Source organism: Pseudomonas sp. Pf153, from assembly GCF_001269775.1.
Lineage (GTDB): Bacteria > Pseudomonadota > Gammaproteobacteria > Pseudomonadales > Pseudomonadaceae > Aquipseudomonas > Aquipseudomonas uvaldensis.
Window position 1 is genome coordinate 95,582 of sequence record NZ_LHVL01000029.1, and the last position, 19,328, is coordinate 114,909.

A 19,328-nucleotide genomic window follows, 5' to 3' on the forward strand; every position below is an offset into this window, starting at 1 on the left:
ATGGTCGCGATTACGGCGGGACGGGCTACTGTCAATGCTGACAGTTATTTATGTCAATTTTGAATTATTAGTGGATATTTATGACGAATTGGTTATAACCGCTTCCTTTTTTCGTAGCTGTCGGCTGCGTCCGATAGTTGTGGAATCGTTTTCTGAAACAGGCATGGGAATTGGTGAGGAGCGACTGGGAACAATTCCTGCCTACCCCCGTCCAACCCACGATTTCGCGCCATCCCTTGGGTGGCTTTTCATGCTCCAGAGGACGTTCGGGATGAAGGTTTCACGCGGTTTTGCACTGTCTTGCCTGCTGTCGTTGGCAGCCAGTCCGGCCTTCGCGCAGTTCAACCTCAATGACGCGGTCAACGCAGTGGCGGCAATTCAGGGAAATCAGGGGGACGGTGCTGTTGCGGCGGCGCCAGAGGCCGCCGGGTTGCTCAATACATTGGGATCGGAGCTGAACATCACGCCGGAGCAGGCTATCGGGGGGGCTGGTGCAATGTTGGGGCTGGCGAAGAACCGCCTCAGCGAACCGCAGTTTTCCGAGTTGAGTAAAAGCGTGCCGGGCCTGGACCAGATCGCCGGCAATAACCTCATTGGCGGGCTTAACGGCTTGGGCGGCCTGCTGGAGGGAGGGGCGGAAAAGAACGCGCTGCTCGACGGCCTGCTGGGCAACGTCAAGGACTTCAATGACCTGAACAACACCTTCAGCGCCCTGGGCATGGACAGCGGCATGATTGGCCGGTTTGCCCCGGTGATCCTGGAGTACCTCGGGCAGCAGGGCGTGGCCAGTTCGTTGCTGCAGAACCTGGGCGGTATCTGGGGCACCGGCGCCGGTATCTGATCAGCCGCGCTCGTTGCGCAAAGCGACGATGCGCCGGTCTTTTTCGGTCCAGAGCTGGTTGACCCAGTCCTGGACGTGCTGGCGAAACACCGGATCGTTCTCGTAGTCGCCTTGCCACAGTGCCGGGTCCAGTGTCCGGGTCTGGATGTCAATGATGACCCTGGGCACTGCGCCGCTGATCAGATCCCAGAAACCGGGAATCCGATCCTGCGGGTACACCACCGTCACATCCAGAATCGCGTCCAGTTGTTCACCCATCGCCGCCAGTACGAACGCCACGCCACCGGCCTTGGGCTTGAGCAGGTGGGTGAAGGGCGATTGTTGCTGCTGGCTTTTGGCGGCGGTGAATCGCGTGCCTTCGAGGTAGTTCACAACGGTGACGGGTTGACGCTTGAACAGCTCGCAGGCCGCCCGGGTAATTTCCAGGTCCTTGCCGGCCAGTTCCGGGTTCTTCGCCAGGAAGGCCTTGGTGTAGCGCTTCATGAACGGGTAATCCAGCGCCCACCAGGCCAGGCCCAGGAATGGAACCCAGATCAGCTCTTTCTTTAGGAAGAATTTGAAGAACGGCGTGCGCCGGTTGAGGGTCTGGATCAGGGCGGGGATGTCCACCCAGGACTGGTGGTTGCTGATGACCAGATAAGAGGTGTCGCCGCGCAGGTCCGCGCCGCCGCGGATGTCCCAGCGAGTGGGGATGCACAGGGCAAAGATCAACTTGTCGATTTCGGCCCAGGTCTCGGCGATCCACATCACCGCCCACGAGGCGTAGTCGCGAAAGCGCCCGGGCAGGATCAATTTGAGCAGTGCGAACACCATCAACGGCCCGAACAGCACCAGGGTGTTGAGCAACAGCAGCAGGGTGACGAAACAGCCGGTGAGCAGGCGGCGCATAAAGGACTCTTGAAAACAGATAGGCGGGCCATGATAAGCAGCTTCGGCCGACAGGCCAAATCCGCCGTAGACGATTGTTTCACATCGTTTTGGGTAGGCTGTGCTCCCGACGTAATGAAACCAATGGCCAGGCCATGGTCTAAAAGCCACCTCACACAGGAAGCTCTATGACATGAAATCCTTCCTCGCCCTGTTTTCCCTGATAACCCTTCCAGTGTTGGCCGCCGAGCCGACCCTGTACGGGCGCTACGAATATATTGCGCTGCCGGAAATCGGCGGCGAAGTGCTCAAGGCCAAGATGGACACCGGCGCCCTGACGGCCTCGTTGTCAGCCAAGGACATCGAAACTTTTACCCGCGACGGTGATGATTGGGTGCGGTTCCGCCTGGCCACCAAGGATGCGAGTAACAAGCTCTACGAGCACAAAATCGCACGGATCAGCAAGATCAAGACCCGTTCCGAAGAAGACGAGGACGAAGACGAGAAAATCGCTCCCAGCAAGCGTCCGGTAGTCGAGCTGGAGATGTGCCTGGGCAACATCAAACGCACCGTGGAGGTCAACCTGACCGACCGCAGCAGCTTCAATTACCCGCTGTTGATCGGTGCCAAGGCCATGCGCGAGTTCGGTGCGGCGGTGAACCCGGCCCGACGTTTCACGGCGGACAAGCCTGACTGCTGATTTCCCCGATTGACGTGCCCCCAGGGTTGGGGCACCGTTCCGGCAACTTTATTGTCGGGCTCGCAAGACATGCCTCATATTCTGATTGTCGAAGACGAAGCCGCCATTGCCGATACGCTGGTATTTGCGCTGCAAGGCGAGGGTTTCGACACCACCTGGGTGAGCCTTGGCGCAGCTGCATTGGAGCACCAGAAAAACACCCCGGCGGACTTGATCATCCTCGATGTGGGCCTGCCGGATATCAGCGGTTTTGAAACTTGCAAGAATCTCAGACGTTTCAGCGAGGTTCCGGTCATCTTTCTGACAGCTCGGGATGGCGAGATCGACCGGGTGGTGGGGTTGGAAATCGGTGCCGACGACTACGTGGTCAAACCCTTCAGTCCTCGCGAGGTGGCGGCCAGGGTCCGGGCAATTCTCAAGCGGGTGGCGCCCAGGCCTGCCGCGGAGCCGGGCATGGCCTTGTTTCAGGTGGACAGTGATCGGGTGCAGATCAGCTACCGCGGTAAACCGCTGAACCTCACTCGCCATGAATTCCGCTTGCTGAACTGCCTGCTGGAGCAACCGGAGCGGGTCTTCAGTCGCGAACAATTGCTCGACGCCCTGGGCGTGGCCAGCGATGCCGGCTACGAGCGCAGCATCGACAGCCACATCAAGAGCGTACGCGCCAAGCTTCGCCTGGTCAGGGCCGAGGCTGAGCCAATCCAGACTCACCGCGGCCTGGGCTACAGCTACAGTCCGGGGCACAGCTGATGCCGTTGGGGATCCGGATTTTCCTGGTCTATGTGCTCTTTATCGGCCTGACCGGGTATTTTGTGCTCGGCACGGTGATCGAACAGATCCGCCCCGGGGTGCGCCAGTCCACCGAGGAAACCCTGGTGGACACGGCCAATCTGATGGCCGAGATCCTGCGGGACGATTTCAAGGCCGGCACCCTCAACCAGAATCGATGGCCCCAACTGCTCAAGGCCTATGGTGAGCGCCAGCCGGCGGCGACGATCTGGGGGTTGCCGAAGAACCAGGTCAGCCATCGTATCTACGTTACCGATGCCAAGGGCATCGTGGTGCTCGACTCCAGCGGCGTCGCGGTGGGCCAGGACTACTCGCGCTGGAACGACGTCTACCTGACCCTGCGCGGCCAGTATGGCGCTCGCTCGTCCCGTAGCATCGCTGATGACCCGGCCTCCTCGGTGATGCATGTCGGTGCGCCGATCCGCGATAACGGTCGGATCATCGGCGTGGTCACCGTGGCCAAGCCCAACAGCTCGTTGCAACCCTATATCGACCGCACGGAGCGGCGATTGCTGCTCTATGGCGCGGGGCTGATCGGCCTGGGCCTGGTGCTCGGAGCCCTGCTGTCCTGGTGGCTCAGCTCGGCGCTGCGCCGTTTGACGCGCTATGCCCAGGCCGTCAGCCAGGGGCAACGGGTGGAGGTGCCGCATTATCGCGGCGGCGAATTCGAACAGCTGGCCCATGCCCTGGAGCACATGCGCACGCAGCTCGAAGGCAAGGCGTATGTCGAGCGTTACGTGCATACCCTGACCCACGAACTCAAGAGCCCGCTGGCGGCTATTCGCGGCGCCGCCGAGCTGCTGCAAAGCGACATGCCGGCAGCCCAGCACCAACGTTTCGTCAGCAACATCGACAACGAAAGCGTACGCATGCAGCAGCTGATCGAGCGACTGCTCAACCTGGCCCAGGTCGAACAGCGCCAAGGGTTGGAGGACGTCGTCGCCGTGCCGCTGGCCGCGTTATTCGATGAGTTGCTGGAGGCTCGGGGTGGTTGGATCGAGCGTCGTCAGTTGAACGTCGAATGCCGCATTGCCCGTGACCTGGTCCTGACCGGGGAAGCCTTTCTGTTGCGCCAGGCCCTGGGCAATCTGCTCGACAACGCCTTGGACTTCACACCTGCCAATGGACTGTTGCGCCTCAGCGCCGAGCGTATCGGCAGCCGTGTCGAAATCCGGTTGTTCAACCTGGCCGATCCGATTCCCGACTACGCCCTGCCACGCCTGAGCGAGCGCTTCTACTCCTTGCCACGCCCTGACAGCGGTCGCAAGAGCACCGGCCTGGGGCTCAATTTCGTGGAGGAAGTGGTGCAGTTGCACGGCGGGGAGTTCGGGATCGGCAATGTCGAGGGTGGGGTGGAGGTGGTGTTGCGGTTGCCTTGAAATTCCGCGGTGCGGCCTTCGCGAGCAGGTCCCGTACAGTCTCCACACAATCTCCACATTCACCCCATAAACACCCCACACAAGCTCGCCAGACTCTCCCCATTCGAACAGGGAGAGCCCCACATGAACCGCAGTCTCGCCATAAAACTGGGCATGATCGCCTTATTGATTCTCTTGCTGATGATCCCGCTGCTGATGATCAGCGGGCTCATCGATGAGCGCCAGTCCCTGCGTGATGGCGTGTTGCAGGAGATTGCCAGCAGTTCCAGCCACAGCCAGCAGCTCATCGGGCCGATGATTGTGGTGCCGTTTCGCAAGGACGTGCGGGTCTGGAACACCAACGAGAAGACCGGTGTGCGTTTCCTGGAAACCGTCGAGCATAAGGGCGAGTTGTATTTCCTGCCGGAGCAATTCGAGCTCGACGGTCAGGTCCGGACCGAAACCCGTGCCCGGGGTATTTACGAGGCGCGGTTGTTCCATGCTGCGAGCCGGATCGATGGCCGTTTCAAGGTGCCCGAGCGCTTTGGTCTGTCAGCCAAGGAAGTGGCCGATTACCGCTTCGACGAACCCTACCTGACCGTGGGCATCAGCGACATCCGTGGCATCGAGAATGCCCTGACCATGACGCTCAACCAACAGACCGTCGATTTCCTGCCCGGCTCGCGGGTTGGCTGGCTGGGGCAGGGGGTGCATGTGCCGTTGCCGATGGTCAACGGCCAGAATGTCGCCGAGCTGACCTTCGGTTTCGACCTGAGCCTGCAAGGCACTGGCGAGCTACAGATTTTGCCGGTGGGCAAGACCAGCAAAGTGCACTTGAGCGCCGACTGGCCGCACCCCAGCTTCATCGGTCATTACTTGCCGACCAATCGCGAAATCAACGAGCAGGGTTTCAGTGCCGATTGGCAGACTTCGTTCTTTTCCACCAACCTCGAAGAAGCGCTGGCGGACTGTGTGTCGAGCGAAGGCTGTGAAACCTTCCGCAGCCGGGCCTTCGGGGTGAGCTTCATCGATCCGGTGGATCAGTACCTCAAGAGTGATCGGGCGATTAAATATGCGCTGCTGTTCGTGGCCCTGACCTTTGCCGGTTTCTTCCTCTTCGAAGTGCTCAAAAGCCTGGCGGTGCATCCGGTCCAGTACGCGTTGGTGGGCGTGGCGCTGGCGTTTTTCTACCTGTTGCTGTTGTCACTGTCGGAGCACATCGGCTTTGCCCTGGCGTACCTGTTGTCGGCCAGTGCCTGTGTGCTGCTGATTGGATTCTATGTGTGCCATGTGCTGCGCAGCGTGAGCCATGGCCTGGGCTTCTCGGCGGGGCTGGCGGCGCTGTACGCCTTGCTCTACGGCTTGCTGAGCGCCGAGGACTACGCGCTGTTGATGGGCTCGCTACTGTTGTTCGGCCTGTTGGGGGTGTTCATGGTGCTGACCCGCAAGCTGGACTGGTACGGAGTGGGGGCCAAGCCTGCTGCCGCAATGACCTTCGATCTGGGAGAGGTGAAATGAGTCGGTCGTTGGGGTTGCGTGAGGATCAGCGGTTGGGGGAAGCCCTGGTGGCGCTGGTTTGCGGGTTGTTTCCTTTGGATCCGTGTCGGCCCGTTCGCGAGCAAGCCCGCTCCCACAGGGACGGCGCAGATCCTGTGGGAGCGGGCTTGCTCGCGAAGAGGCCGGATCGGTCAATGCAGATCTAGACCCTGGGCACCGTCTCCACCATCGAAGGCCGCAAGCTCACCTCGGCAAACCAAGCCGCCAATTGCGGATTGTGCTTGCGCCATTCCAGGTCCGGATGGCGCAGGTCCAGGTAGCCCAAGGCACAGGCCACGCTGATGGACGCCACATCGAAATGGCTGGCCAGTTCTGCAATGGCTTCGGCTTCGAGCACGCCCAGGGCGCGGCGGATCTTGTCCCGTTGCGCATCGAGCCATTCGTCCCAGTGTTTTTCCGTGGGACGCAGGGCGGTTTCGTAGCGGATCATCACCGCCGCATCCATGATTCCGTCGGCCAGGGAAGCCAGGGTCAGGCGCCGCCAGCGGGCCGCGCCATCCCGGGGAATCAGCGGATTGCCGACGTGCTGGTGGTCGAGATAGTCGAGGATGACGCGGCTGTCATGGATCACGCTGCCGTTCGCCAGGCGCAAGGCCGGGATCTTGCTCAACGGGTTGTCATCGATGAGCGCCCGATCCGGCTTGACCGGCGTGAGCTGGCTGAGTTGCAACGCCACGCGATCCTGCTGGCCGGTTTCGTGCAGCAGCACCAGGACCTTGCGAACGAAGGGGGAGGCGGGGTTGTAGAACAGCGTCATGCTGGGTGTGGACATGGCAGCGTCTCGGTCAATGGGACTGGTTGCGCAGCATAGCGCGTTACCTTGGGCTCAAGGCAAATGGGACACGCCGGATGACTCAGCGACGGGGGACCAGTCCCCACATCGCCAATACGCAAGGAAGGCCCAGCCCCAGCCAACTCACCGCGTCCCATGGGCCGTCGCCCAGCAATGCGCTGAACAATCCGGCCGCGCAAAGAGCGCCGATGGCAATGGGCGCGCCGAACACCTTCCAGAAACTCGACTGCCGGGGTTTCATGAGGCGACCTCCGCGCCAACGGTTGCCCGTCTGGCTGCTTTGCGCCGCACTACCCACAGATAAACACCGCTGCCGAGGACGATAATGGTCAATACGTCGAGGGTCGCCCAGAAAATCTGCATGGGCCTGCCGCCGTAATCGCCGAAATGCAGGGGCAGGGACAGGCTCATGACGTCCATGTACCAAGGCCGCTCGGCCACGGCGGTGACCTGCAGGGTGCTGGCGTCGATCAATACCGGTGTGAGCAGGTGGGAGGTCAGGTGGGTGTTGCCTTTCATGAACACGCCATAGTGATGCTGGCTGGAGAACAGCGTGCCGGGGAATGCGATAAAACTGGGCTCCATGCCTGGCGCGGCTTCCTTGGCGATGTCGAGCAGGTGGGTAGCCGGCGCCAACTGAGTCAGCGGCGGAGCGTTGCGGTAGGGCTCGACCATCGCGCTGAGGCTGTCGTTGCGCCAGGCCGCAATGATCAGGTCGGCACAGGCGGCAATGACTCCGGTGACGCCTACGGTCAGCGCCCAGACCAGCGTGACCACGCCGATCAGGTTATGCAGATCGAGCCAGCGCAGGCGGGTGGATTTGTCCTGGCGCACCGTGGCGAACTTCAGGCGCCGCATGAACGGCAGGTACAGGACCACGCCGGAAATGATGGCAATCACGAACAACAGCCCCATGAACGCCAGCAGCAGCTTGCCGGGCAACCCAGCGAACATGTCCACGTGCAGGCGCAGCATGACCATCATGAAGCCGCCATTGGCGGAAGGCATTTCCAGGGCTTCGCCAGTGCGCGCATCGAGCATGAAGGTGTGGGAGGCGTTGGGCTCGGTGTCCGGCGTCGGCGCCATGATGGTAATGACGCCGTTGGGTTCGTCTTCGTCCCAGCCAAAATACTGGACCACTTCATCCGGACGATGGGCCTTGGCTTTTTCCACCAGTTGCTGAAGGTCCAGGTGTGGCGTGTCGACGGGCATCTCCCGGAACTCGGGAGCATCGCCCAGCAAGTGTTCGATTTCATGATGGAAAATCAGCGGTAACCCGGTGATCGCCAGCATCAGCAGGAACACCGTGCAGATCAGGCTGGTCCAGGTGTGGATGAACGACCAGCGGCGGATGGTTTTGCTTTTCATGAAGGATCCGGATGCAAAAGGGACCGGCCGTGGCGAGAGGAAAATCCCTCGCCACGGCCGACCCTCGAAAGGTTTGCCGCAAAGGCTAACCGATTACCATTTGTAATTCACGCTAGCAACGACGTTGCGTTGGTCGCCGTAGTAGCAATAGAAACCGTCGCAAGTGGACAGGTAGTCCTTGTTGAAGATGTTCTTCGCGTCCACCGCCACCGTAACCCCCTTGAGGGTCTTGTTCAGGCGGCCCAGGTCGTAATGGGCCGAGGCGTCGTACACGGTGTAGGAGCCGACATGGCCCCAATCGGTGTTGGTGGTATTGCCATAGGTGTCACCGACATAACGCACGCCTGCTCCCACGCCGAAGCCATCCAGCAGGCCGTTGTGCCAGGTGTAATCGGCCCATGCGGTGGCCTGGTTGCGCGGCACCTGGGCCATGCGCTTGCCTTTTTCGGCTGCGGTGCCTTTGGTGATTTCGCTGTCGTTGTAGGTGTAGGAACCGATGAGTTTCAGGTTGTCGGTTACGTCACCCGACGCTTCCAGCTCCAGGCCTCGGATCTGGACTTCGCCCACCTGGCGGGTGATGTTGTTTTCGCTCACGGCGTTGTTCTTCTGGGTCAGGTCGAACACTGCGGCGGTCAGTAACGTCTTGGTGCCAGGGGGCTGGTACTTGATCCCGGCCTCGTACTGCTCACCCTCGGTCGGTTTGAACGCATCGGTGCTGTTGACCGTCGAGCCGGCCGCGGCCTGGAAGGACTGGGCGAAAGAAATGTAAGGTGTCACGCCGTTATCGAAGACGTAGCTCAGGGCGGCGTTGCCGCTGAATTTCTTGTCCCGCTGAGTGTTGGTGACGTTGTTCAGGTTGTGGAACTCGGTGCCGGTATGGATCCAGTCTTCACGACCACCGAGGGTCAGGCGCCAGTTGTCCAGGGCCATCTGGTCCTGGATGTAGAGGCCGGTCTGGTTGGTCTTCTGGTTGTAGTCATACATGGTGAAGTACTGGACGTTGGAGAAATCCTGTCCGTAGATCGGGTTGTGGATGTTGCTGGTCGGCACACCGTTTGAGCCCCAGTCCCAGCGCGCATTGCTGTTCGAGCGCTGGTGATCCAGGCCCAGCAGCAAGGTGTGGCTGAGAACGCCGGTTTGGAAGTCGGCCTGGAAGTTGTTATCCACAGCGAACTGGCTGATGTCTTCATCGATGACACTGGCGCTGCGCTTGATGGTGCCATCGGCGCTTACCGCCTCGTCAGGCCCCGCTGGCCAGAATTGTCCGCCAGCGGAGATGCCCTGGGTCTCCAGGTCGCTCTTGGTATAGCGCAGGTTCTGGCGGAACTGCCAGGTATCGTTCAGGCGATGTTCGAACGCGTAGCCGAGTGCGTAATAGGTGCGGTCATAGAATTCCCACTCCGGATCCCCCAGGTTCTTGTGATGGGAAATCTTGCCCGCCGGTGAAGACAGCTTGGTGCCCTGCAATGGCAGGAATTGCCCGGTAATGCCGGTGTCGTCGCGGGTGAACTGGGACAGCAAGGTCAGGCGAGTGTCGTCGTTGATGTTCCAGGTCAGGCTCGGCGCGAGGTTGTAGCGCTTGTCCGGAATGTGATCGACCTGGGAATTGCTGTCGCGCACGGTGCCGCTGACCCGATAAAGGAACTGGCCTTCGTCATCGACCTTGCCGGTGCTGTCGAAATTGATCTGCTTGTGCTCGTAGCTGCCGGCCTGTACTTCCACTTCATGACTGCTCTCGGCCTGTGGGCGACGGCTGACCATGTCCAGCATGCCGCCCGGTGGCGTCTGGCCGTAGACCGAGGAGGCCGGGCCGCGCAACACGGCGATGCGTTCCAGGTTCCAGGTCTCGATTTTCGGCGTCACGTAGTTGCCCTTGGGCAATGGCAGGCCATCGAGGAACTGGGTCGGCACGAAGCCGCGTACCAACAACCAGTCGTTTCGCGAGTCCGAGCCGTAGCCGCTGCTCTGCACGCCAGCGGTGTAGCGTAGGGCATCGTTGAGGTTGAGGACGGAGCGGTCTTCCATTTGCTGGCGCGTGACCACGGAAACCGAGCGTGGCAGTTCGACAATCGGAGTATCGGTCTTGGTGCCGGCGGCGGTGCGGGTGACCGCATAACCTTCGGTCGGGCCCCACGCGGTTTCTCCGATACCGGCGCCGATCACGCTGGTTTCCGGCAGGGCCATGACGCCTTCGGGCACGGCGGCCAGGCTGTAGGTGCCGGCGCTGCTCTGTTCCAGTTGCAGGCCGGTGCCGCGCAAGGCTTCACGCAATGCGCCGATGGCATCGAACTGGCCCTGGACCGGAGCCGAATGCTTACCCGAAACCAGGGAAGGGTTCAGACTCAAGGCGAGGCCGGCCTGGCTGGCAATCTGGTTAAGGGTGCTGGCCAATGGCGCGGAAGGCAGGTTGTAGGCGCGCACGCTGGAAGCCTGTTCGGCTGCCAGCAACGGGCCGCTGGCCAACGGGGCGGCAAAGGCAATGGCAACGGCCAACAGGCTGGGGCGCAACAGGGTGTCTAGCGGACGGGACATACGGCGACTCCTGAATGGAAATATTTCTCAATTGCCTGGATGCCGGATGAAAATTGAAAAGTGATAGGGGTGGATGAAAATAATTTAGATTCAGGTCTGGATTTTTGTGGGGAGGCCAAGGGGCCTCTTCGCGAAGACGGCTTGCCTGACAGAAAGTCCTCTCAGGGCTTGACCCCAGTCCTCGGCCCCACCTTCACCCACCACCGTGTGTGATGCTCGATCTGCACCGGTAAGGTCGGCAGCAGCGCGGCCAGGGCCAGGTCGGTGTCGTGCAGCGGGAAGCTGCCGGTGATGCGCAGGTCGGCCACCTGTGGCGCAACGCCCAGGTAGCCACGGCGGTAGCGGCCCAGCTCATCGACCAGGTCCCCGAGGCGGGCGTTGTCCACCACCAGCATCCCTCGGGTCCAGGCATCGGCGCCGAGGGGCAACGCCTGCGTCGATCCGAAGCCATCGCGACGCATCAACACTTGCTGACCTTCGCGCAGGATCTGTTCCTGCGCCGATGCCTGGGGATGGGCCGCCACGGCGGATTGCAAAACACTCAGGCGCGTGGCGTCTTCTTCGCGCTTGACCAGGAACCGTGTGCCCAGGGCACGCAGGCTGCCTTCGCGGGTTTCGACGATGAACGGACGGGGGTCGTTGTGGCCGGTCTCCACCAGGATCTCGCCTTCCTGGAGGACGATGCGCCGTTGCTGGTCGTCGAAGCGCACATTCAGCGCGCTGTGGGTGTTGAGGTTGATCAGCGTGCCATCGGCCAGGCGCAAGGTGCGCTGTTCGCCGGTGGCGGTGCGCTGGTCGGCCAGCCAGTAATCCAGCGGCAGGAAACGCTCCCCGGCGAACAGTGCCAGGCCGATGACCGCGACAATACTGGCCAGGCCGCTGCCTGCCTTGCGCAGCCGACGCCGGATGCTCACTCTCGATTGCAGCAGCGCGGCCCGTGCGGGGCCGCTGGCAACACTGAAACGCTGATCCAGCATGCCCAGTTGCTGCCAGGCCCGGGCATGTTCTTCGTCGGCGGCGTGCCATTGCGCGAACGCCTCGCGATCCTGAGGGCTGCCGCTGCCTGAATCCAGGGACAATTGCCAGGCGATGGCCGTATCCAGGACTTTGGAGGACACCGGTTTGGAATGGGCCGGGCTCATGTCGGCTCTCCATACAATGCGATGTAGCACTGGCGCATACCCTGGGCCAGGTACTGACGCACCCTCGGAACCGAAACCCCCAGGCGCTCAGCGATCTCGGCATGGCCGAGGCCGTCGAGGCGGTTATAAAGGAAGGCGGCCCGGGCCTTGCTCGACAACTGGCCGAGCAGACGATCGATGTGCTTGAGGTCTTCGAGGATCAGTTGCTGTTCTTCCAGCGACGGCTGTTCGTCTTCGGGAATCAGCATCAGTTCGGTGAGGTAAGCCTGTTCCAACGCCGCCCGACGGAAGTAATCGAACAGCAGGCCCTTGGCGATGGCAACCAGGAATGCCCGGGGTTCGCGGGGAGTCTTGAATTCCTCGCGGCCCAGCAGGCGCACGAACGTATCCTGGCTCAAATCCTCCGCCCGCTGTGGACAAGCCACGTTGCGCCGCAACCAACTCAATAGCCAGCCGCGATGGTCACGGTACAACGCACCAACCAGATCACTGTGGGGGCCAGGAATTGAGGACACGGAGTATCACCGATGTTTTAAGTAACGAGAATTGTTCGCGATTGTGGCAGAGGCGGGGGCGGGAAAGCAATTGGCGCTGGTCGGGTGGTGTTGCACATCCTGCATGAGGGCCGGCCCCTTGTGGGAGCGAGCCTGCTCGCGATGCGGACAACCCGGTATGCCTGTCGGACCGGGGCGATGCCATCGCGAGCAGGCTCGCTCACACAAGCGCTCCGTGTTCGTCAGCTCAGGTCAAAGCGAAGGGGCCTGTTGTCGCCGTTTCCATTGGCCCAGGCGCTGCTGCAGGTCCAGCGGACTCTGGATTTGTTGCTGGCGAGCGCGGCTGAACAGGATCAGCGCCAGCTCGGCGGTGGCCAGCGCGTCGGCGCTGGCGTTATGGCGCTCCTGCACCTCAAGCTTGAACCAGCCGATCCAGTCGTCCAGTCCCGCTTTGCGCAGGCTGGCCTGGGGGCACAGCATCGGCGCCAGGTCCGCCACATCCAGGAACGGATGCTGCAAGCGGTAACCCAGGTAATCCTTCAAGGCCCGTCCGAGCATGTGGGCATCGAAGGGTGCATGAAAGGCCATCAATGGGCTGTCACCCACAAACTCCATGAACGCCAACAGCGCCTCGGCCGGATCGCTGCCGGCGGCAATCGCGCTGGGTGCCAGGCCATGGATCAACACGCTTGGCCCCAGTTTTTCCTTGTCACACTGCAGGGTGCGTTCGAACTGCTGGCTGAAGTCGATGGCGCCGTCTTCGATCACCACGGCGCCGATGGACAACACCTGATCCTTATTCAGATTCAGGCCGGTGGTTTCCAGGTCCATCACCACCCAACGCTGTTCTCGCAGGATGCATTCACCCAGGGGCGAGGGCACGGGCAGGTTTTCCAGACGCCGCTGCAAGGCGTCCGGCAGCAGGGGCGGGGCCGGGCGCAGCCAGGAAAACAGGTTCACAGCTGATACCTCAGCGTCAGGCTGCTTTGTAAGCGCTGGGCCTGGCGCAAGGATTCACGCAGGATGCGACGGTCCAGATGGTTGAGGTTGTCGGGGTCGACGCGGTTGGAATAAGGCAGGTTTTCGCGGGTCTGCAATTGGTGTTGTTGCATGCGGGTCTGCTGGATGAAGTGATAGGCCTCTTCATAGGCCGCGCCATCAAGCGCTTCAATCACGCCCTTGGCAACCAGTTGCCGCAGGCGTTCCAGCGTGTTGTTGGCCTCGATGCCATTGGCCAGGGCCAGCAGGCGGGCCCCATCGACAAAGGGGGTCAGGCCCTGCACTTTCAGGTCGAGGGTGGCTTTTTCACCATTCTTGCGACTCAGCACGAAATCCCTGAAGCGTCCCACTGGCGGTCGGTGACGCAACGCGTTATCGGCCATCATGCGTTGAAACAGGCGATTATCGGCCACTTGGTCGAGTATCTGTCGGCGTAATTGTTCACAACCCTGCTCATCGCCCCACACCACCCGCAAATCGAAATAGATGCTCGAGCCCAGCAGGTTTTCCGGCGTCGCTTCGCGAATGAACGCCGCGAAGCGACGGGCCCATTCGGCACGGGACAGGCACAGTTCCGGGTTGCCGGCCATGATATTGCCTTTGCACAGGGTGAAGCCGCAGAGCGCCAGGCTCTGGTTGATCTGCTGGGCGATGGGCAACAGGAGGCCACGAATCTGCGCCGCATGGGCCGCATCCCGGGCTTCGAAAAGAATGCCGTTGTCCTGGTCGGTGTGCAGGGTCTGTTCCCGACGACCTTCACTGCCGAAACACAACCAGCTGAACGGCACGCCCGGGTCGCCTTTGTCAGCCAGGGTCAGCTCGATGACCCGGCATACGGTGTGGTCATTGAGCAAGGTGATGATATGGGTGATCTGGGTTGAAGATGCACCGTGGGCCAGCATGCGCTCCACCAGTTGGCCGATTTCACCGCGCAGGCTGACCAGGTTCTCTACGCGTGGAGCGTTGCGAATGGTCCGTGCCAGGTGAACCAGATCGACCCGTTGCAGCGAAAACAGGTCGCGCTCCGACACTACACCGCACAGACGATGCTCCTTGACCAGGCAGACATGGGCGATGTGGCGTTCGGTCATGGCGATGGCGGCGTCGAAGGCACTGTGATCCGGTGTCAGGTAAAACGGTGTCTGGGTCATGTGCTCGGCGATGGCTTGGGAAAAATCCCCGGTACCGTCGGCCACCACATGGCGCAGGTCGCGCAGGGTGAAGATCCCCACCGGCGCTTTCTGTTCATCCACCACCACGATGCTGCCGACCTGCTGCTCGTGCATCAGCTTGACCGCTTCACGCAGCGGCGTCTGCGGGCTGCAGCTGACCGGATGACGCATCGCCAGCTCACCCAGGCGTGTGTTGAGCGAGTACTGGGTGCCCAGGGTTTGCGCGGACTTCTGTTGGACTTGTTGGTTGACCTGGTCGAGCAGGCTGCTGACCCCGCGCAGGGCGAAATCCCGGAACGGGCTGGACAAGGCGAACAACTTGATGAAGGCCTGCTTGTTCAACTGCAGGCAGAAGGTGTCTTCACCTGCCCTGTGCTCGGTTCGGGTAGCCCGTTCGCCAAGCAATGCAGCGAGGGGAAAACACTCGCCGGTGGTGATCTCGAACGTAGTCTCGGTGCCACCCTTTGCCGAATGCGGGCGTTCCCCTACCACCCGGCCCTGCTTGACGATGTAGAAATGCTCCACCGGGCCGTCGGCCGGTTTGATAATGGTTTCGCCCGGTGCGTAGAAACGTAGCAGGCATTGTTCCACCAGATAAGCCAGGTGAGCGTTTTCCATCTGGTTGAACGGGGGGAAGCGCTGGAGGAACTGCAACGTGCCCTGAATGTTCTGTAACACCGCGGTTTTCCCTGCCTGGATGAAGGCGTCCGCTTTTTTCATAACCATTGCGCAATCTTTTTTGAATTGTTGTGGTCGGATCTGTTCCCCATGGTCGACCTCTGCGAGTGGAGTGCCCATTGGACGTAAGTCTAGGTCCCGACGTTGCGCCGGAATGACGGAACCATCCCACCCAGGACGCTGAAAAAAACTTCATCAAAGTTTCTTGGAAAAAAATCCGACGAAGTGCACATTGAAGCGCTGCCGAACGATGTCTGACCACTGTGCCAGGGGATCGATTTATAGAACGTAGAGAGCACCATGTCCGACCACGATATTTTGAGTGATGCCGAGCGCGAGGCGCTGAGTGCCGTCATGCTGGAACCTGACCTGCCGCCGCAGCGCGTCCTGATTGTCGATGACGATAAGGACGCCCGCGAGCTGTTGTCGGAAATCCTGGCATTGGACGGCATCCACTGCATGACTGCGGCCAGTGGTGAAACCGCGCTCAAGATGTTGGAGACCAAGCCGTCGATCGGGTTACTGATCACCGACCTTCGCATGGGCAATGTCGATGGCCTGGAACTGGTTCGCCTGGTGCGCGAGTCGGAGCGCGCCGCGCTGCCGATCATCATCGTGTCTGGCGATGCCGACGTGAAAGACGCCATCGAGGCGATGCACCTGAGCGTGGTGGATTTCCTGCTCAAGCCCATCGATACGGAAAAGTTGCTGGGGTTGGTCAAGCATGAGTTGGGGATGGATCTCTAGCCAGTTGTAGTGATTTTTACCAAAGCTTCCTCGCACAGGAACTGTGCAAATAAAAAGGGCCCTGATCGCAAGATCAGGGCCCTTTCTTAACGCTACCACTCAATCACAGCCCATTGGCTGCCTTGAACTGGCGGCGACGACGATGCAGCACCGGCTCGGTGTAGCCGTTGGGCTGCTTGGTGCCTTCGATCACCAGCTCGACCGCCGCCTGGAAGGCGATGTTGCTGTCGAAGTTCGGCGCCAGCGGACGGTACAGCGGGTCGCCGGCGTTCTGACGGTCCACCACTGGCGCCATGCGCTTGAGGCTTTCCATCACCTGATCCTGGGTCACGATACCGTGGCGCAGCCAGTTGGCGATGTGCTGGCTGGAAATGCGCAGCGTCGCACGGTCTTCCATCAGACCGATGTCGTTGATGTCCGGCACCTTGGAGCAACCCACGCCCTGGTCGATCCAGCGCACCACATAGCCGAGGATGCCCTGGGCATTGTTGTCCAGTTCGTTCTTGATCTGCTCCGGCGTCCAGTTCGGGTTGACGGCCAGCGGGATGGTCAGGATGTCGTCCACCGAAGCGCGAGCGCGCTTGGCCAGTTCGGCCTGGCGGGCGAATACGTCGACCTTGTGGTAATGCAATGCGTGCAGGGCGGCGGCGGTCGGCGATGGCACCCAGGCGGTGTTGGCGCCGGCCATCGGATGGGCGATTTTCTGTTCGAGCATTGCGGCCATCAGGTCGGGCATGGCCCACATGCCTTTGCCGATCTGCGCGCGACCTTGCAGGCCGGTGCTCAGCCCGATGTCGACGTTCCAGTTTTCGTACGCCGCGATCCACTTCTCGGCTTTCATGTCGGCCTTGCGCACCATCGGGCCGGCTTCCATGGAGGTGTGGATCTCGTCGCCGGTACGATCGAGGAAGCCGGTGTTGATGAACACCACGCGCTCGCTGGCAGCCTTGATACAGGCCTTGAGGTTGACCGTGGTACGGCGCTCCTCGTCCATGATGCCGACCTTGAGGGTATTGCGGGGCAGGTTCAGTACGTCTTCGATGCGGCCGAACAGCTCGTTGGTGAATGCCACTTCTTCCGGACCGTGCATCTTCGGTTTGACGATGTACACCGAGCCGGTACGGCTGTTGCGCCGCGATGTGTTGCCATTGAGGTTGTGGATCGCCGCCAGGCTGGTGACCAGGCCATCGAGAATACCTTCCGGCACTTCGTTGCCATCCTTGTCGAGGATCGCGTCGATGGTCATCAGGTGACCGACGTTGCGCACGAACAACAGCGAACGCCCGTGCAGCGTCAGGCTCGAACCGTCGACGGCAGTGTAGGCACGGTCGGGGTTCATGGTCCGGGTGAAGGTCTGGCCGCCCTTGGCGACTTCTTCCGACAGGTCACCCTTCATCAGGCCGAGCCAGTTGCGGTAGATCACCACTTTGTCGTCGGCATCGACGGCGGCGACCGAGTCTTCGCAGTCCATGATGGTGGTCAGTGCGGCTTCCATCAGGATGTCTTTGACGCCAGCGGCGTCGGTCTGGCCGATCGGGGTGGTCGCGTCGATCTGGATTTCGAAATGCAGGCCATTGTGTTTCAGCAGGACGGCGGCCGGAGCCGAGGCATCGCCCTGAAAGCCGATCAGTTGCGCATCGTCACGCAACCCGCTGTTGCTACCACCCTTGAGGGTGACGACCAATTTACCGTCGACGATTTTATAGGCGGTGGAGTCGACGTGAGAGCCGGCCGCCAGGGGGGCCGCTTCATCAAGGAAGGCGCGGGCAAAGGCGATGACCTTGTCGCCGCGTACCTTGTTGTAGCCTTTGCCTTTTTCCGCGCCGTCGGCTTCGCTGATGGCATCGGTGCCGTACAGCGCGTCGTACAGCGAACCCCAGCGGGCGTTCGAGGCGTTGAGGGCGAAACGGGCATTCATCACCGGCACCACCAGCTGCGGGCCGGCCATGCGGGCGATTTCGTCATCGACGTTTTGAGTCGTAGCCTGGAAATCCGCCGCTTCTGGCAGCAGGTATCCAATGTCTTGCAGGAAGGCTTTGTAAGCCACGGCGTCGTGGGCCTGGCCGGCACGGGCCTGGTGCCAGGCATCGATGCGTGCCTGGAAATCGTCGCGTTTGGCGAGTAGGGCTTTGTTCTTCGGCGCCAGGTCGTGGATGACCTTGTCGGCACCGGCCCAGAACACGTCGGCGGTGAGGCCGGTTCCGGGAATGGCTTCGTTATTTACGAAGTCGAACAGGACTTTGGCGACCTTAAGGCCACCGACTTGAACGTGTTCAGTCATTGCTTGCCTCACTCTGCTCAGCTATTTCGCTTTTCAGCTCTTCGATTTTGACAATGAAGCCTCGGGACATTTAAACCACAAACCCCGGAACCCGTACATGCCATCACTGGCGGCGGGATAGTAAGCCTTGCGGATGGGCTTTTCAGGGATGCGACTGCGCCTTAAGCAGACATCGGTCCAACGTTATGTAGTGCGCGCCGAGGCATACTACATGATCACTTGCGGTTGTGAAAATTAGACTAATTGCGTCGTTCCGCGACCGACTAAAGCAGTACAGTCACGACGAAGCACGAGATGTTCTCAAAAAATGTATGGATTGTTCCATATAAATCTTTATGGTTGTACACGATTTGTACTTGTCACAGGTTGGAACTGCTCTGCCTATACTCTTGCTTCCACAACAAGAGGGCTGCGCCATGGACCATCTCGTGATTACCGTTTTCGCTCCGGACAAGCCGGGGCAGGTCGAGCGCATTGCCCAGTGCATTGCCGAGCATGGCGGTAACTGGCTGGAAAGCCGCATGTCGCACCTGGCCGGGCAATTTGCCGGGATCCTGCGCCTCAGTGCGCCGGCCGAATCCCACGCCGAGTTGATCGAAGCCCTGCAGGAACTGTCGACCCATGGCATTCGAGTGCTGATCGCTGAAAGTGCGGTTGAAGAGTCCTGCACCTGGAAACCCATCGCCATGGAACTGGTGGGCAATGATCGCCCGGGTATCGTGCGGGACATCACCCGATTGCTGAGCGAGCAGGGCGTGAATGTCGAGCGGTTGGTGACACACGTGCGCCCGGCGCCGATGAGCAGTGAATTGCTGTTCCATGCCGAGGCCATCCTCGGGGTGCCCTTGACCCTGTCGCTGGATACCTTGCAAGAACGTCTGGAAACCCTTGCCGACGAGTTAATGGTGGAACTCAAGTTCAGCGATGAAGGGTAAGGCCGGTTATCCAAGGAAAAACTGCGCCTGCCTGTGGATAACCTGTAGAGACTTGACGCCAGGCCAGGTCCGCCG

Annotated in this window: 17 protein-coding genes; 7 read left to right on the plus strand and 10 right to left on the minus strand. The window is 60.9% G+C overall.

Annotation, left to right across the window (positions count from 1 at the left end; all coding sequences use genetic code 11):
- The first annotated feature begins 271 nt into the window (after positions 1 to 271).
- Positions 272 to 841 (plus strand): DUF2780 domain-containing protein, encoded by a 570-nt coding sequence (locus AD666_RS21085; RefSeq protein WP_053156212.1) that lies wholly within the window; start codon positions 272 to 274, stop codon positions 839 to 841.
- Here AD666_RS21085 and AD666_RS21090 read toward each other — a convergent pair whose 3' ends face one another.
- On the minus strand, positions 842 to 1,729 hold the full coding sequence (locus AD666_RS21090; protein ID WP_053156215.1) for an acyltransferase: 888 nt from the start codon (positions 1,727 to 1,729) through the stop codon (positions 842 to 844).
- Between the two features lie 172 nt (positions 1,730 to 1,901).
- Here AD666_RS21090 and AD666_RS21095 point away from each other — a divergent pair, with 172 nt between their 5' ends.
- From AD666_RS21095 to creD, 4 genes are all read left to right on the plus strand, one after another.
- Positions 1,902 to 2,408 (plus strand): ATP-dependent zinc protease, encoded by a 507-nt coding sequence (locus AD666_RS21095; RefSeq protein WP_053156216.1) that lies wholly within the window; start codon positions 1,902 to 1,904, stop codon positions 2,406 to 2,408.
- A gap of 69 nt (positions 2,409 to 2,477) precedes the next feature.
- On the plus strand, positions 2,478 to 3,158 hold the full coding sequence (creB, locus tag AD666_RS21100) for a two-component system response regulator CreB (protein WP_053156219.1): 681 nt from the start codon (positions 2,478 to 2,480) through the stop codon (positions 3,156 to 3,158).
- Positions 3,158 to 4,576, plus strand: coding sequence for a two-component system sensor histidine kinase CreC (gene creC / locus AD666_RS21105; RefSeq protein ID WP_053156222.1), 1,419 nt, complete (start codon positions 3,158 to 3,160; stop codon positions 4,574 to 4,576). The genes creB and creC overlap by 1 nt, the downstream gene beginning before the upstream one ends.
- A gap of 123 nt (positions 4,577 to 4,699) precedes the next feature.
- A complete protein-coding gene (gene creD / locus AD666_RS21110) occupies positions 4,700 to 6,073 on the plus strand; it encodes a cell envelope integrity protein CreD (RefSeq protein WP_053156226.1) in 1,374 nt (457 codons plus the stop codon).
- Positions 6,074 to 6,254: 181 nt separating this feature from the next.
- Here creD and AD666_RS21115 read toward each other — a convergent pair whose 3' ends face one another.
- The 8 genes from AD666_RS21115 to AD666_RS21150 form a co-directional block, all read right to left on the minus strand.
- Positions 6,255 to 6,884, minus strand: a complete 630-nt coding sequence (locus AD666_RS21115) for a glutathione S-transferase (RefSeq protein WP_053156229.1) — start codon at positions 6,882 to 6,884, stop codon at positions 6,255 to 6,257.
- Between the two features lie 82 nt (positions 6,885 to 6,966).
- Positions 6,967 to 7,146, minus strand: a complete 180-nt coding sequence (locus AD666_RS21120) for a hypothetical protein (protein ID WP_053156232.1) — start codon at positions 7,144 to 7,146, stop codon at positions 6,967 to 6,969.
- The gene (locus AD666_RS21125) at positions 7,143 to 8,273 is read right to left on the minus strand and encodes a PepSY domain-containing protein (RefSeq protein ID WP_053156235.1); all 1,131 of its coding nucleotides are present in this window, start codon (positions 8,271 to 8,273) and stop codon (positions 7,143 to 7,145) included. The genes AD666_RS21120 and AD666_RS21125 overlap by 4 nt, the downstream gene beginning before the upstream one ends.
- Before the next feature lie 93 nt (positions 8,274 to 8,366).
- Positions 8,367 to 10,805: a TonB-dependent siderophore receptor gene (locus AD666_RS21130; protein ID WP_053156238.1), complete on the minus strand. Its 2,439-nt coding sequence runs from the start codon at positions 10,803 to 10,805 to the stop codon at positions 8,367 to 8,369.
- Positions 10,806 to 10,966: 161 nt separating this feature from the next.
- A complete protein-coding gene (locus tag AD666_RS21135; protein ID WP_053156240.1) occupies positions 10,967 to 11,947 on the minus strand; it encodes a FecR domain-containing protein in 981 nt (326 codons plus the stop codon).
- Positions 11,944 to 12,462, minus strand: coding sequence for an RNA polymerase sigma factor (locus tag AD666_RS21140; protein WP_053156243.1), 519 nt, complete (start codon positions 12,460 to 12,462; stop codon positions 11,944 to 11,946). Before AD666_RS21140 ends, AD666_RS21135 begins: the two co-directional genes overlap by 4 nt.
- Before the next feature lie 231 nt (positions 12,463 to 12,693).
- Complete coding sequence (locus AD666_RS21145; protein ID WP_053156246.1) at positions 12,694 to 13,401, minus strand: PolC-type DNA polymerase III; 708 nt, start codon at positions 13,399 to 13,401, stop codon at positions 12,694 to 12,696.
- Positions 13,398 to 15,332 (minus strand): putative nucleotidyltransferase substrate binding domain-containing protein, encoded by a 1,935-nt coding sequence (locus AD666_RS21150; RefSeq protein ID WP_305728965.1) that lies wholly within the window; start codon positions 15,330 to 15,332, stop codon positions 13,398 to 13,400. The genes AD666_RS21145 and AD666_RS21150 overlap by 4 nt, the downstream gene beginning before the upstream one ends.
- A gap of 258 nt (positions 15,333 to 15,590) precedes the next feature.
- Here AD666_RS21150 and AD666_RS21155 point away from each other — a divergent pair, with 258 nt between their 5' ends.
- Positions 15,591 to 16,037 (plus strand): response regulator, encoded by a 447-nt coding sequence (locus AD666_RS21155; protein WP_053126003.1) that lies wholly within the window; start codon positions 15,591 to 15,593, stop codon positions 16,035 to 16,037.
- 103 nt (positions 16,038 to 16,140) lie between these two features.
- Here AD666_RS21155 and AD666_RS21160 read toward each other — a convergent pair whose 3' ends face one another.
- Complete coding sequence (locus AD666_RS21160; RefSeq protein ID WP_053156251.1) at positions 16,141 to 18,318, minus strand: malate synthase G; 2,178 nt, start codon at positions 18,316 to 18,318, stop codon at positions 16,141 to 16,143.
- Positions 18,319 to 18,734: 416 nt separating this feature from the next.
- On the opposite strand from AD666_RS21160, the gene AD666_RS21165 reads away from it, so the two are divergent.
- Positions 18,735 to 19,253, plus strand: a complete 519-nt coding sequence (locus AD666_RS21165; RefSeq protein WP_053156254.1) for a glycine cleavage system protein R — start codon at positions 18,735 to 18,737, stop codon at positions 19,251 to 19,253.
- The last annotated feature ends 75 nt before the right edge of the window (positions 19,254 to 19,328 follow it).

Bases quoted from the DNA above. Each gene is read 5' to 3' on its own strand.
- AD666_RS21085 (WP_053156212.1), top strand. From the start codon at position 272: ATGAAGGTTTCACGCGGTTTTGCACTGTCTTGCCTGCTGTCGTTGGCA.
- AD666_RS21090 (WP_053156215.1), bottom strand. From the start codon at position 1,729: ATGCGCCGCCTGCTCACCGGCTGTTTCGTCACCCTGCTGCTGTTGCTC.
- AD666_RS21095 (WP_053156216.1), top strand. From the start codon at position 1,902: ATGAAATCCTTCCTCGCCCTGTTTTCCCTGATAACCCTTCCAGTGTTG.
- creB (WP_053156219.1), top strand. From the start codon at position 2,478: ATGCCTCATATTCTGATTGTCGAAGACGAAGCCGCCATTGCCGATACG.
- creC (WP_053156222.1), top strand. From the start codon at position 3,158: ATGCCGTTGGGGATCCGGATTTTCCTGGTCTATGTGCTCTTTATCGGC.
- creD (WP_053156226.1), top strand. From the start codon at position 4,700: ATGAACCGCAGTCTCGCCATAAAACTGGGCATGATCGCCTTATTGATT.
- AD666_RS21115 (WP_053156229.1), bottom strand. From the start codon at position 6,884: ATGTCCACACCCAGCATGACGCTGTTCTACAACCCCGCCTCCCCCTTC.
- AD666_RS21120 (WP_053156232.1), bottom strand. From the start codon at position 7,146: ATGAAACCCCGGCAGTCGAGTTTCTGGAAGGTGTTCGGCGCGCCCATT.
- AD666_RS21125 (WP_053156235.1), bottom strand. From the start codon at position 8,273: ATGAAAAGCAAAACCATCCGCCGCTGGTCGTTCATCCACACCTGGACC.
- AD666_RS21130 (WP_053156238.1), bottom strand. From the start codon at position 10,805: ATGTCCCGTCCGCTAGACACCCTGTTGCGCCCCAGCCTGTTGGCCGTT.
- AD666_RS21135 (WP_053156240.1), bottom strand. From the start codon at position 11,947: ATGAGCCCGGCCCATTCCAAACCGGTGTCCTCCAAAGTCCTGGATACG.
- AD666_RS21150 (WP_305728965.1), bottom strand. From the start codon at position 15,332: ATGAAAAAAGCGGACGCCTTCATCCAGGCAGGGAAAACCGCGGTGTTA.
- AD666_RS21155 (WP_053126003.1), top strand. From the start codon at position 15,591: ATGTCCGACCACGATATTTTGAGTGATGCCGAGCGCGAGGCGCTGAGT.
- AD666_RS21160 (WP_053156251.1), bottom strand. From the start codon at position 18,318: ATGACTGAACACGTTCAAGTCGGTGGCCTTAAGGTCGCCAAAGTCCTG.
- AD666_RS21165 (WP_053156254.1), top strand. From the start codon at position 18,735: ATGGACCATCTCGTGATTACCGTTTTCGCTCCGGACAAGCCGGGGCAG.